The 12,655-nt window shown below is 70.3% G+C and carries 10 protein-coding genes and 1 pseudogene; 3 read left to right on the forward strand and 8 right to left on the reverse strand.

What is annotated here, in order from left to right:
- Positions 1-347 precede the first annotated feature (347 nt).
- Together ACIQWG_RS36435 and ACIQWG_RS36440 are read right to left on the reverse strand one after the other, a co-directional pair.
- Positions 348-1,772, reverse strand: a complete 1,425-nt coding sequence (locus ACIQWG_RS36435; RefSeq protein WP_404103972.1) for an NAD-dependent malic enzyme — start codon at positions 1,770-1,772, stop codon at positions 348-350.
- A gap of 356 nt (positions 1,773-2,128) precedes the next feature.
- Positions 2,129-4,429: a HelD family protein gene (locus tag ACIQWG_RS36440; RefSeq protein ID WP_404104147.1), complete on the reverse strand. Its 2,301-nt coding sequence runs from the start codon at positions 4,427-4,429 to the stop codon at positions 2,129-2,131.
- Here ACIQWG_RS36440 and ACIQWG_RS36445 point away from each other — a divergent pair.
- Positions 4,370-4,501 (forward strand): hypothetical protein, encoded by a 132-nt coding sequence (locus tag ACIQWG_RS36445; protein ID WP_404103975.1) that lies wholly within the window; start codon positions 4,370-4,372, stop codon positions 4,499-4,501. The two genes, ACIQWG_RS36440 and ACIQWG_RS36445, sit on opposite strands and share 60 nt — an antisense overlap.
- A 54-nt stretch (positions 4,502-4,555) precedes the next feature.
- Here ACIQWG_RS36445 and ACIQWG_RS36450 read toward each other — a convergent pair whose 3' ends face one another.
- The 3 genes from ACIQWG_RS36450 to ACIQWG_RS36460 form a co-directional block, all read right to left on the reverse strand.
- On the reverse strand, positions 4,556-5,335 hold the full coding sequence (locus tag ACIQWG_RS36450; RefSeq protein ID WP_404103978.1) for an anti-sigma factor family protein: 780 nt from the start codon (positions 5,333-5,335) through the stop codon (positions 4,556-4,558).
- 59 nt (positions 5,336-5,394) lie between these two features.
- On the reverse strand, positions 5,395-5,916 hold the full coding sequence (locus ACIQWG_RS36455) for a sigma-70 family RNA polymerase sigma factor (RefSeq protein WP_010039908.1): 522 nt from the start codon (positions 5,914-5,916) through the stop codon (positions 5,395-5,397).
- A gap of 319 nt (positions 5,917-6,235) precedes the next feature.
- Positions 6,236-6,844 (reverse strand): CGNR zinc finger domain-containing protein, encoded by a 609-nt coding sequence (locus tag ACIQWG_RS36460; RefSeq protein ID WP_404103981.1) that lies wholly within the window; start codon positions 6,842-6,844, stop codon positions 6,236-6,238.
- A 206-nt stretch (positions 6,845-7,050) separates the two neighbouring features.
- Here ACIQWG_RS36460 and ACIQWG_RS36465 point away from each other — a divergent pair, with 206 nt between their 5' ends.
- The gene (locus ACIQWG_RS36465) at positions 7,051-7,569 is read left to right on the forward strand and encodes a DUF1772 domain-containing protein (protein WP_404103984.1); all 519 of its coding nucleotides are present in this window, start codon (positions 7,051-7,053) and stop codon (positions 7,567-7,569) included.
- Between the two features lie 29 nt (positions 7,570-7,598).
- Here ACIQWG_RS36465 and ACIQWG_RS36470 read toward each other — a convergent pair whose 3' ends face one another.
- The 3 genes from ACIQWG_RS36470 to ACIQWG_RS36480 form a co-directional block, all read right to left on the reverse strand.
- Positions 7,599-8,750, reverse strand: coding sequence for a uroporphyrinogen-III synthase (locus ACIQWG_RS36470; RefSeq protein ID WP_404103986.1), 1,152 nt, complete (start codon positions 8,748-8,750; stop codon positions 7,599-7,601).
- Between the two features lie 154 nt (positions 8,751-8,904).
- On the reverse strand, positions 8,905-10,287 hold the full coding sequence (locus tag ACIQWG_RS36475; RefSeq protein WP_404103988.1) for a nitrate/nitrite transporter: 1,383 nt from the start codon (positions 10,285-10,287) through the stop codon (positions 8,905-8,907).
- A gap of 201 nt (positions 10,288-10,488) precedes the next feature.
- Positions 10,489-11,490 (reverse strand): hypothetical protein, encoded by a 1,002-nt coding sequence (locus ACIQWG_RS36480; protein ID WP_404103990.1) that lies wholly within the window; start codon positions 11,488-11,490, stop codon positions 10,489-10,491.
- Positions 11,491-12,275: 785 nt separating this feature from the next.
- Here ACIQWG_RS36480 and ACIQWG_RS36485 point away from each other — a divergent pair.
- A pseudogene (locus ACIQWG_RS36485) lies at positions 12,276-12,479 on the forward strand (tyrosine-type recombinase/integrase); the annotation flags it as partial.
- Positions 12,480-12,655 lie beyond the last annotated feature (176 nt).

The following is a 12,655-nucleotide window of genomic DNA, read 5'->3' on the forward strand; positions in this document are numbered from 1 at the left end:
TGTTCATTTGCCTTGAGGCGTGCCACGCGGCGGAGCCGCATGTCGGGCACAGCGATGTCGATGCTGCCAGGGTCCTCGGTGTGACCCGGAACCCGGGTCCGTCGTCAGACCCTCGCGCCCAGAGACGCATCCTGCCCCTACCTGCGGCGGGAAAGCCAATCCGGCGCCCGGAGGAGTCGTGAGAACACCCTTGGGAGTCACACGAAGAGAGGGCCTGAGCTTGGCCGTCACGATAAACGGCACTCCAAGGCCCCAGGTTCCACGACGCGCCGTTACAAGGGCTTGCCGTGGCGATCCTCACAGCCCACACACACTTTTCGGGGCTGTGAGGCACCGACACCCGGTGATTACTGGGCCGACGTCGCCGCCGACGCCCCCTTCGCGGCCTCCCGCACCGCCCCGGCCACCGCACCGGCGACCTTGTCGTTGAAGACGCTCGGGATGATGTAGTTCGGGTTCAGCTCGTCCTCGGTCACCACGTCCGCCAGCGCCTTCGCGGCCGCGAGCATCATGTCGGTGTTGACCGTGCGGGACTGCGCGTCGAGCAGACCGCGGAAGACACCCGGGAAGACCAGCACGTTGTTGATCTGGTTCGGGAAGTCGGAGCGGCCCGTGGCCACAACTGCGGCCGTCTGACGGGCGATTGCCGGGTCCACCTCGGGGTCCGGATTCGCGAGCGCGAAGACGATGGCGTCATCGGCCATGGCGGCCACGTCATCGCCGTCGAGCACGTTCGGGGCGGAGACGCCGATGAAGACGTCCGCGCCGCGCACGGCCTCCTTCAGCGTGCCGGTGAGGCCCTCGGGGTTGGTGTTGTCGGCGATCCAGCGCAGCGGCGAGTCGGCGGGGGCGTCCCGCAGGTCCTCACGGCCGGCGTGCACGACGCCGTGGATGTCGGCGACCACGGCGTTCTTCACACCCGCGGCGAGCAGCAGCTTGAGGATGGCCGTACCGGCCGCGCCGGCGCCGGACATGACGACACGGATGGTCTCGATCGCCTTGTCCGCCACGCGCAGCGCGTTGGTCAGGGCGGCCAGCACGACGATCGCGGTGCCGTGCTGGTCGTCGTGGAAGACGGGGATGTCGAGGGCCTCACGAAGGCGCGCCTCGATTTCGAAGCAGCGCGGGGCGGAGATGTCCTCGAGGTTGATGCCGGCGAACCCGGGGGCGATGGCCTTGACGATCTCGACGATCGCGTCGGTGTCCTGGGTGTCGAGGCAGATCGGCCAGGCGTCGATGTCGGCGAAACGCTTGAAGAGGGCCGCCTTGCCCTCCATGACCGGCATGGCGGCCATCGGGCCGATGTTGCCGAGGCCGAGGACCGCGGAACCGTCCGTCACGACCGCAACGGTGTTGCGCTTGATGGTGAGGCGGCGCGCGTCCTCGGGGTTCTCGGCGATGGCCATGCAGACACGCGCCACACCCGGCGTGTAGACCATGGACAGGTCGTCACGGTTGCGGATGGGGTGCTTGGACTGCATCTCGATCTTGCCGCCGAGGTGCATGAGGAACGTACGGTCCGAGACCTTGCCGAGCGTGACGCCCTCGATGGTGCGCAGCTGCTCCACGATCTCGTCGGCGTGCGCGGTGGAGGTGGCGGCGATGGTGACGTCGATCCGGAGCTTCTCGTGCCCGGAGGCGGTGACGTCGAGGCCGGTGACCGAGCCTCCGTGGGACTCGACGGCCCCGGTGAGCTGGGAGACCGCGGTTCCGCTGGCGGGCACCTCCAGCCGGACCGTCATCGAGTAGGAGACGCTGGGCGCCGTTGCCATGGCCGACTTCCTCTGCTTTCACCGTGTGACGCTGGTATGCCGTCCGATCGTCGCACCTACCGCCGAGTAGGAGTTAGCCGGGCCTGGATTGCGAACGTATTGTTCGCCACGTCTTCGCACGACTTCGCAGGTCGTCGCACGTCGTCGCAGGTCGTCGCACGAGAAGGGACCCACGTCACACGGTGACGTGGGTCCCTTCTCTACGTTCATGACACCGACCCGCCATGCTCGCCTCGCGGCAAGTGGTCGCTCGTAGCGACGAAGGTTGGGCCCGGGGGCTTGGATCGAGCCGGTGCCACACCCAGGCTAACAAACGGATCCCGTAAGGCCATTCCCGTCCCCGTGGTTCATTCGGATCAATCTCTGAGCAGGTCCGGCACCCCGGACGCGTCCGGCTCGTCCCGCTCGGCCGAGACCACCGTCAGCTGCTGGGTGGCCCGGGTCAGCGCGACGTACAGCACGCGCAGCCCGGCCGGTGACTCGTCGGCGATCTCGGCCGGGGAGACGACGATCGTGGCGTCGTACTCCAGGCCCTTCGCCTCCAGGCTGCCCAGCGCCACGACCCGGTCGCCGAGGCCGGTGAGCCACTTCGCCGCCTCGTCGCGCCGCTGCATGGCGACCACGACGCCGACCGTGCCGTCGACCTGGCCGAGCAGCCGGACGGCCTCGTCGCGGACGGTCTGGGCGAGGGTGTCGCGGACCACGGCGTAGCGGGGCCGGACGCCGGTGGAACGGACCGCCGAAGGTGCCGTCGAGCCCGGCATCGCGAGGGCCAGCACCTTGGCGGCGAGCTCGGCGATCTCGGCCGGGTTGCGGTAGTTCACGGTGAGCTGGAAGCGGCGGCGCGGGCGGCTGCCGAGGGCCTCGTCGCGCGCCTCGGCCGCCTCGTCCACGTCGGACCAGGACGACTGGGCCGGGTCGCCGACGACCGTCCACGTGGCGTGCCGGCCCCGGCGCCCCACCATCCGCCACTGCATCGGCGTGAGGTCCTGGGCCTCGTCGACGATGACGTGGGCGTACTCGACGCGCTCGGCCGCGAGCCGCTCGGCGCGCTCGCGCTGCGACTCCTCGCGCACCGGCATCAGCTCCTCCAGGCCGGTGAGCTGGTCGAGCGGGTCGAGCTCGCGCTTCTTCCTGGGGCGGGCCGGGGTGCCGAGGATCGCCTGGAGCTCGTCGAGCATGGCGATGTCGTGCACGGAGTGGCCGTCCCGTCTGAGCGAGCGGGCCACCTTGCGGATCTCGCCGGGGTTGAGAATCCGGCGGGCCCAGCGGCCGAGCCGCCGCTCGTCGGCCATCGCCGCCAGGACCGCCTTCGGGGTGAGCTCGGGCCACCAGGCGTCGAGGAAGGCGATGAAGCTGTCCTCCGAGGTGACGTCCTCGTCGAAGGAGGAGCGCAGCTCGGCGGCGAGCTCGGGGTCGGTGTGCCGGCTCGCGCCGCCCGACTGCGACCAGAGGGCGTCGAGCAGCAGCTTGCGGGCGCGCGGGCGGAGCAGGTTCACGGGCGCGGTGCCGCCGAGGGCGTTCCGGCGGATGCGTTCCAGCGCCTCGGCCTCCAGCTCCAGCCGCCGCCCGAAGGCGACCACGCGCAGCCGGGTGGGCGGGCCGGCGGGAGCCGGCGCCGGGACCCGGGCGTCGTCGTCGCCGAAGGCGAGCTGCTGCCCCGCGCGGTCCGGCCCCAGCTCCAGCGCGCCGCGGGCCGCCTTCCGCAGCACCTTGAGCATGCGGTACGAGCCCTTGGCGCGGGCCGTGGCCGGGGAGTCGTACAGCGTGGCCTCGACACCGTCGACGAGCGAGCCGATCGCGCGGATGGCGACCTGGCCCTCCTCGCCGAGCGACGGCAGCACACCCTCGGTGTACGCCACCAGCAGCGGGGTAGGCGAGACGATCAGGATGCCGCCCGAGTACCGGCGCCGGTCCTGGTAGAGCAGGTAGGCGGCGCGGTGCAGGGCGACGGCGGTCTTGCCGGTGCCGGGGCCGCCCTCGACGTAGGTCACGGAGGCGGCGGGGGCGCGGATGACCAGGTCCTGCTCGGCCTGGATGGACGCGACGATGTCCCGCATGGTGTGGGTGCGGGCCTGGCCGAGGGCGGCCATCAGGGCGCCGTCGCCGATGACGGGCAGCTCGTGCCCGCCGAGGGAGGCCTTGAGCTCGGGGCGCATCAGGTCGTCCTCGACGCCGAGCACCTTGCGGCCCTTGGAGCGGATGACCCGGCGTCGTACGACCCGCCCCGGGTCGACCGGGGTGGAGCGGTAGAAGGGCGCCGCGGCCGGGGCCCGCCAGTCGATGACCAGCGGGGCGTAGTCCTGGTCGAGCACTCCGATGCGGCCGATGTGCAGGGTCTCGGCGATGTCGGCGGTGTTGTCGTCGCGGACGGCGCCCTCCGCGGGCTCGACCGCGGTGTACGCGCCGTCCGGACCCTTCTTGCCGTCCTTGCCGGGCAGCAGGTCGATCCGGCCGAAGAGGAAGTCCTCGAACTCGTTGTTGAGCCGGTTGAGGTGGACCCCCGCCCGGAAGACCTGGGCGTCCCGTTCGGCGAGCGCGCCGGGCGTGCCGACCTGGCCGCGCTGGGCGGCGTCGTTCATGAGGAACTCCGCCTCGTGGATCTTTTCCTCGAGGCGCCGGTACACCCGGTCCAGGTGTTCCTGTTCGACGCCGATCTCTCGGTCTCGCAGGGAGTCTTCGAGCGCGGTTTCCTGTGGAGCCTGAGCGGCCACCGGGCCCCCTTCTGACGTGCTGGGCAGCCGTCAACCGTACGCGAAGGGGACCCGTAAAAGCTACGTCGACTACACGTCGACCTCGACGAGCTTGTTTCCGTCGAAGTCCATGACCTCGACGTGATCGACCTCGTCCGGGGCCATCGAGACCCCGCCGCTGACGTAGAGCGGGTTCCTGGCCTGCTCGGTCTTGGCGTCCGGGATGCCGTAGCCCCACTTCGGGACGGACCAGGAAGCCGCCGTCTCGCGCTGGCCGTCCTTGCTGACGAAGATCAGGGAACACTTGAGCGGGCCTTTGACGCCCTTGAGCTCAAGGGCCGTCTCGGTGCCCCACGCCTTCTCCGACATGCCGACGGACGCGCTGGCACCGGTCGTCGGGTCGGTGCCCGTGACCTTGTTCTCGCTCCCCGTGAACAGTTCCTTGGCGGGGTTGGCCGCGAGGGTCTGACCGGGGGTGCCGCCGCCGTCCGAGTCGCCGCCGTTCGTCGCCACGGCCACGAACGGACCGCCGACGATCAGCGCGGCCGCCGCCGCCACCATGTAGAAGCTGCGCCGGCGCTTCTGGGCGCGGCGCTCGGCGACCTCGTCGACGAGCTTGTTCGCCATGCGCGGGCTGGGCTTCGCCGAGAGGGACTCGCCGATCGCTGGCGAACCGGAACCGGGCAGGTCCGCGAGGGCGGCCAGCATCGGCTCCATTCCCGCGAGTTCGTCCAGTTGCTGGGCGCACCATTCGCAGGTCGCGAGGTGAGCCTCGAACTCGGTCGCCTCCGCGTCGTCCAGGATTCCGAGGGCGTAGGCACCGACGGTCTCGTGCTCGCTCGGGGCCGGATGTCCCTGCATGGGGCTCATGGATCCAGACATACCCGAACCGCCTCTACCGAATCCCTGGTTTCCCCCGTAAACACTCATCACGCCGTCACCCCCCGCTCCTCCAGAGCCAGCTTCATCGACCGCAGGGCGTAGAACACCCTTGAGCGGACAGTTCCGCTGGGTATGCCCAGCGTCTCGGCCGCCTCGTTGACCGTACGCCCCTTGAAGTACGTCTCCACGAGGACCTCCCGGTGGGCGGGGGTCAGGTCGTCGAGTGCGTCCGACAGCGTCATCAGCCACAGCGCCTTGTCGATCTCGTCCTCCGCGGGGATGACCTCCAGCGGCGACGGATCGACCTCCTGCGGCCGGGCCTGCCGGCTTCGGTGGCCGTCGATGACGATGCGCCGGGCGACCGTCACCAGCCAGGGGCGTACCGATCCGGTCGCTCGATTGAGCTGTCCGGCGTTCTTCCAGGCACGGATGAGCGTCTCCTGCACGACGTCCTCTGCTCGTTGCCGGTCACCGGCGACCAGTCGAAGGACATACGCCAGGAGGGGTCCGGCGTGCTCTCTGTACAGCGCACGCATCAGCTCCTCATCAGGTTCCGAGGGCTGGGACATGCGATGTCGGGCCCTCGATCCACGTTCATTGGCCACGACGGAATCCTTGCGCACGCCCACCTCCGATGTCCGGGGGTTCCCCCAGTCGGTCGCTCGACCACCCGTACGCAAGCGGTGCGTTGAGTGTTCAAAATGAGGCGACAGTTTTCTTCGGAGTGACGTGACGAGCGGGACATGGCAGCACATTCCCACCGTGCGATCTTTACATATCCGTCACATCGACAAGATCGATCTCAGGCTTCCCTACGGTCGCGTAGGTAAACGACGTGTAATCGAAATCACTTCGACAGTCGTTCCACAGAAGCCGCATAACGGACTATCAGGCTCGCGCGAGAGCCGCGCGGCGACGATGCCGGGCCACTCTTTCGCGGTTCCCGCAGACCTCACTGGAGCACCAGCGCCTCCTGCGCCCCCTGGACGTATCGAGATAGACGATCGGGCAGTTGTCCCCCTCGCACTCCCGCAGCCCGGCCCGCGCGACGGGATCGGTGAGCAGCTCCACGGCGTCCCGGGCGATGGCCGCGAGCAGCGCGGGACACGGGGGCGGTTGATCCAACTGACGCACGAGGGTGCCGTCTTCCGCGCGTACGGCACGGGGGGCCGGGGGCGCCACGAGGGCGAGGTCGTTCACCCGGGCGAGCGCGATGTCGTACGACGGCCAGGGCTCGGGGGCCAGGCAGCCCCGGACCAACTGGGCCACACGTCCGCGCAGTTCGCGAAAGTCCACGAGCCAGGCGGGGTCGGCGTGGGCGAGCGGGGTGCCCGGCGGGACGAGACCCGTCCCGGTGATCCAGGCGCACAACACCTCCAGGGAGTCGAACCGTTCGTCGGGATGCGTCGTCGCGAGGAGATCCAGACAGATCCGCCCGGCGTCGAACCGCAGCTCGTACGCGTCCGTGGCCGTATCCGGTGCCGTACCCAGTGCCATGTGCCTGTCACCGCCTAGGGGTCACCCCGGTATCGAGGGGTCGGTGAGATGCCGTGAGGAGAGCTGGGGAACCGTTCCCTCTTACAGTGCCTGCCCGCCGACGCGGCCGGAACCCCTCGTACCGGCGGTCGGCGCTGGACGACCGCGTATGCGGCTGCGCGCGACGGCCATGTTCCGGGGCCGTCCGGGGCCGTTGACTGGCTGACATGACACGACGAGGAAACGGGTTCGCCGGAACCGTACTGGGCGCGGCCATGGTCGCGACGGGCCTGATCGCCGGGGCCTTCTACATCTTCGCCTGCGCCGTGATGCCGGCGCTGGCCCGCAGCGACGACCGGGTGTACGTGGAGGTCATGCGCGACATCAACGACGTGATCCAGAACCCGGTGTTCCTGCTGGGCTTCCTCGGGGCGCCGGTGCTGACGGCGGTGTCGGCGTGGCAGCTGCGCGGGGAGCCGTACCGGCGATGGGTGTGGGCGGCACTGGCGGCGAACGGGCTGGCGTTCCTGGTCACGGTCGTCTTCAACATCCCGCTGAACGACGGCCTCGACGGCGGTGGCGATCCGGCGGCGCTGCGGGAGGAGTTCGAGGACCCGTGGGTGGCGTGGAACGTCGTACGGGCGGCTCTGTCGACGGTCGCGACGGCGTGCCTGGGTGTGGCCCTGGTCGGGTACGGACGGGTTGGGCGCCGGCCGGCCTCAACCGGCGGCCCGTCCGGCGTCTGAGGCGCCCCCCGGCGATGGCGCGGTACCGCTCACCCGTCCCCGTACTTCTCGTCGGACGCCGGATCCAGCGCCAGCCGATACCCCCGCTTGACCACCGTCTGGATCAGCTTCGGCGTCCCAAGCGCCGTACGCAGCCGGGCCATCGCCGTCTCCACCGCGTGCTCGTCCCGCCCGGCCCCCGGCAGCGCCCGCAGCAGATCGGCCCGCGGCACGACCCACCCCGGCCGGCGGGACAGGGCCCGCAGCAACGACATCCCCGCGGGCGGCACGGGCCGCAGCGCGCCGTCCACCAGGACCGCGTGCCCACGGACCTGCACCTGGTGACCGGCGATCGGCAACGACCGTGCCCGCCCGGGAAGTTCCTGGCAGAGCAGCTGGACCAGCGGCCCGAGCCGGAACCGCTCGGGCTGGACCGTGTCGATGCCATGGGCCTGCAACGGCAGCGCGGTGACCGGCCCGACACAGGCCGCCAGCACATCGTGGGCGAAGGCGGCGAGCAGCTCCGGGAGCAGCCCGCGCTCCTCCGCCCGCGACAGCAGGGACGCGGCGGCCGGCGCGGAGGTGAACGTCACGGCGTCCAGCCCCCGGGAGACCGCGGCGTCCAGCAGCCGGTCCACCGGCCCGATGTCCTCCGGCGGCAGCCACCGGTACACCGGCACCCCGAGCACCTCCGCTCCCCCGGCCCGCAGCGACTCCACGAATCCGGGCAGCGGCTCACCGTGCAGCTGGATGGCGATACGGCGCCCCTCGACGCCCTCCTCCAGCAGCCGGTCCAGCACCTCGGCCATGGACTCGCTGGACGGCGACCACTCCTCGGTCAGCCCTGCGGCCCGCACCGCCCCCTTGACCTTGGGCCCACGGGCCAGCAGCTCGACCCCGCGCAACCGCTCCAGCAGGTCCTCGCCGAGCCCCCACCCGTCGGCGGCCTCGATCCAGCCCCGGAACCCGATCGCGGTCGTGGCGACCACGACGTCCGGCGTCCGCTGGATGATCTCCTTGGTGGCCGCGAGCAGTTCGCTGTCGTCGGCGAGCGGCACGATCCGCAGGGCGGGGGCGTGCAGGACGGCGGCGCCGCGGCGCTGGAGCAGCGCCCCGAGCTCGTCGGCGCGGCGCGCGGCGGTCACGCCCACGGTGAACCCCGCCAGGGGACCGTGTTCGGCTTGCTGCTGTTCGTCGTTCATAACTCTCGTCCCGCACTCGAGTCGTGTTGCTCGCACCAGGTGATCACACCGTCGGTGTTCCTGATCGCGCCTTCGGTGGTTACACCTGTATGCCGAGCGAGCCTGTCAACGGTGCGTGACAGGCTCGGTTCGGCTTCATGTCGGCGGTGTTACGTCACACCTCGGCGTAGCTGAGCTGCGGCTTTGCCTCCGTGGCCGGTGTGGCGTCGGTCTCGGTGACAGCCGGGCGGCGAAGGTATACGGCCCAGGTGGCCGCGAAGCAGAGGCCGTAGAAGGCGAGGAAGGCGACGAAGGCGCCGGTGCCGGAGCCCACGCTGAGGAAGGACTGGCGGAAGGCGAGGTTGATGCCGAGCCCGCCGAGCGCGCCCACCGCGCCGATCAGCCCCATGGAGGCACCGGAGAGCCGACGGCCGTAGGCGGCGGCCTCCTCACCCTGGAGTCCCTTGGCGAGGGCCTTGGCGTGGAAGATGCCGGGGATCATCTTGAAGGTCGAGCCGTTGCCCAGCCCGCTGAGCACGAACAGGGCGATGAAGGCGGTGGTGAACAGCGGCAGCGACTGCTGCATCGAGGCCACGACGACGACGGCGGTCGCGGCGGCCATGGCGACGTAGTTCCACAGCGTGATCTTCGCGCCGCCGAACCGGTCCGCGAGCGCGCCGCCGACGGGGCGGATCAGGGAGCCCAGCAGCGGGCCGATGAAGGTGACATAGGCGGCCTGGAGCGGCGTACGACCGAACTGCGTCTGGAGCACCAGCCCGAAGGCGAAGCTGTACCCGATGAACGATCCGAACGTCCCGATGTAGAGGAAGGACATGATCCAGGTGTGGGCGTCCTTCGCGGCGTCCTTGGCGGCGCCGGTGTCGTTCCGGACGGACGCGATGCTGTCCATCCTCAGCCAGGCGAGGGCCGCGGCGATCACGATGAGCGGGATGTAGACCCCGAGCAGCAGTCGAGGACCGCCGCCGGCCCCGATCACGGCGAGACCGACGAGCTGCACGACGGGCACGCCGACGTTGCCGCCACCGGCGTTGAGCCCCAGCGCCCACCCCTTCTTCCGCATCGGGAAGAAGGCGTTGATGTTGGTCATGCTGGAGGCGAAGTTCCCGCCGCCGACGCCGGCCAGCATCGCGCACACCAGGAACGTGCCGAAGGAGGTCCCCGGCTCCATCACCACGAACGCGGCGACCGTCGGCACGAGCAGCAGACTCGCCGAGATGACGGTCCACATCCGGCCACCGAAGACGGCGACGGCGAAGGTGTACGGCACACGGACGACGGCGCCGACGAGGGTCGCCATGGAGACGATGGTGAACTTGTCGGCGGGGGTGAGCCCGTACTCCGGCCCCATGAAGAGCACCATCACGGACCACAGGGTCCAGATCGAGAACCCGATGTGCTCGGAGAGGACGGAGAAGAAGAGGTTGCGCTGGGCGACCCTTTCCCCCGTCTCGTTCCAGAACGTCTCGTCCTCCGGGTCCCAGTGCTCGATCCAGCGGCCTCCCCTGCTCGCGACGGGGGCTGTACTAGGGGCTGTCATGACGCCTCCACGGTCTTCGGGCTCGGTCGCACCACGCCTGTGAGTGGCTGATCCCGAAGGTAGGGAGGACGCGTTTCCACGCTGTGGCACCGGGTGACCGGAAAGGAACTTTGCTCTCACCCGGTGGGGAGGGCGGATGAGAGGTTCGGTGCCCGTGCCCCTATATACGGCCCCTGTACGCGGCCCCTGTACAGGGGGTCCTTACTGCTGCGGAGGCTGCCAGTGGGGGTTCTGCTGGGGGTACGGCGGCTGCGGGGCGCCCTGCTGGGGGTAGGGCTGCGGGTGGCCGTACGGCTGCTGCGGGTGAGGCTGCTGGGGGTACGGCTGCTGCGAGAAAGGCTGCTGAGGATGGCCGTACGGGCCGGGAGCCGGGGCAGGAGGCGGGGCGGTGGGCGGCTGCGCCGGGTAGGCGCCGGGGGCGGCCGGCTGACCGGCGTATTGGCCAGGGGCCACCGGCTGACCGGCATACGCACCAGGGGCCGCCGGCTGACCGGCAGGGGCGCCGTACGGCCCGGGGGCCTGCTGGCCGTAGCCGTAACCGGAGCCGGCCGGAGGCTGAGCGCCGTAGGGACCGTTGCCGCCCCCGAACGGATTCCCGTGCCCCGCCGGCTGCCCGCCGGGCGGCAGATACCGCACCCGCCCGCTCTGCTCCGTGACCGGCATGAACCCGGCGGCCCGGAGCCGGGCCGCGAACTTGGCGTTCCGCTTCCGGGTCACGACGAGCCCGGCCCCGAGCAGAGCGATGAGCCCGGCCCACCCGAGACCGGCGAAGAGGAAGGCGTCGCCGTCTCCGCCCGCCTTGGCGACGGCGACCACGAACCCGAGGGTGACACCCCCCGCCGCCCACCACATCCGCTTCTCGGCGTGCTTGCCGGTGAGGTCGAAGTTGATGCGCGCCTTGAGCAGTTCGTGCGCGTCCGGCACCAGGGGCGGTACGGACACCCCGTCACTGGCGTTCGGATACTGCGCCCAGTTCTGCGCCGCGCGGGCACGGGCCTGGGGGCTGGGGTCGGGCACGATCAGCATGACCAGCGCGTTGTTGCGCCCGCCGCTCTGCCGTACGTCCAGGTACTCGTACCCGAACTGCTGGGCGATGAAGGCGAGTTTGGCGAGCTTCTTCACGGAGGCCATCGGACTGGTGAGCTCCACGGGCTCTCCGGTCGCGATCAACCGGAGCATCTTCTGCACTTGCCGCTTGCTCATCAGCACCTGCTCCCCACCGACCACCCGGGCCAAGCGACCCCTCGGGCCACCCCGTTCACTTGCGTAACTCGGTCAGTGTTCCATGAGGGTCTGACAGCGGGGACCTCAGCCGACGGGGTTCACAGGATCTTAGTGAGGCTTTGAGGGAAGAGGGCGGCCTTCGGCCGGTCACCGCCGGTGTATCGGGCCACTGTGAGTGCGGTTGGGCCGGTAAGCCCGTTCCTGTGCCGTCGAGCATGTCCAGGACCTCTAAGCCGACGCCCTCCACGTAGCGCTGGGTGTGACGGGGGGGAGTCAGGCGGGTGTGGATGCGGCAGCCTCTTAGCCGCTGCTAGACGAAGCACCTGCCCCCGAATCGACTCCGACGACGACCATCCCGGTCGTCGTCGCCTTCCCAGCCGAAAGACCGCGGCCAGCCCCGGCTCCCGCCGTCGTAACGACGGCGGTCAACCTCCGGTCTGGCCCTGTCGGCTGCCCTGCTGGACGCGGCTCGGCGCATCGCGGACACCCACCGCGTCGAGCACGAGGTTCCGATCACAGCGACCAGTTGGGGACTCGCATGGGCGTCGTCCTGCCGGTGGCCACCGCCGCACTCGCTCAGCTCTGAGCCCCGGCTGCCGTCGGCCGCATCACCACCTCTCACTGACCCTGCGCCCGCCTCTGGGTCTGGTTCGCCATCCCCGAGCAGCAACCAACTCGCCTTCCCTCCTAGCTGGTTGCTGCTGCGGGGGCCACCCACCCGACCGAAGGGACACGCCCCGAATGATCACCCTGGACCTGGCCACTTCAACACCCCGCTTCGCAAGGCAAAGCTCCGCCGCATCCGGTCCCACGAACTCTGCCACTCGACCGCCACCCTCCTCCTGGAACAGGGAGTGGAACTCGTTGCGATCAAGGAACTGTTGGGCCACGCCCACATCGGCGTCACCGCCGCCGTCTACGTCCACGTCCGGGTCCGCCTCCAACGCGACGCCATCGACCTCCTCGGCCGGCAAGCCTGGCGACGAACCACCCCTCGCCGGGGCCGCCGTTCGCTGACGTTGCCGTCAACTACTACCTCACCCCACGCAGAAGCCCCGCCAGGACGCACCTGGCGGGGCTTCAGATTTGCGGTCGCTCACTCCGATCCGGTCCGCATCAGACGATCACGACGCAACCCAATCCG

Origin of the sequence: Streptomyces sp. NPDC098781 (genome assembly GCF_044759995.1) — a bacterium.
Classification (GTDB): Bacteria; Actinomycetota; Actinomycetes; order Streptomycetales; family Streptomycetaceae; genus Streptomyces.

Bases quoted from the DNA above. Each gene is read 5' to 3' on its own strand.
- ACIQWG_RS36435 (WP_404103972.1), bottom strand. From the start codon at position 1,772: ATGGCAACGGCGCCCAGCGTCTCCTACTCGATGACGGTCCGGCTGGAG.
- ACIQWG_RS36450 (WP_404103978.1), bottom strand. From the start codon at position 5,335: ATGAGCCCCATGCAGGGACATCCGGCCCCGAGCGAGCACGAGACCGTC.
- ACIQWG_RS36455 (WP_010039908.1), bottom strand. From the start codon at position 5,916: ATGTCCCAGCCCTCGGAACCTGATGAGGAGCTGATGCGTGCGCTGTAC.
- ACIQWG_RS36460 (WP_404103981.1), bottom strand. From the start codon at position 6,844: ATGGCACTGGGTACGGCACCGGATACGGCCACGGACGCGTACGAGCTG.
- ACIQWG_RS36465 (WP_404103984.1), top strand. From the start codon at position 7,051: ATGACACGACGAGGAAACGGGTTCGCCGGAACCGTACTGGGCGCGGCC.
- ACIQWG_RS36470 (WP_404103986.1), bottom strand. From the start codon at position 8,750: ATGAACGACGAACAGCAGCAAGCCGAACACGGTCCCCTGGCGGGGTTC.
- ACIQWG_RS36475 (WP_404103988.1), bottom strand. From the start codon at position 10,287: ATGACAGCCCCTAGTACAGCCCCCGTCGCGAGCAGGGGAGGCCGCTGG.
- ACIQWG_RS36480 (WP_404103990.1), bottom strand. From the start codon at position 11,490: ATGAGCAAGCGGCAAGTGCAGAAGATGCTCCGGTTGATCGCGACCGGA.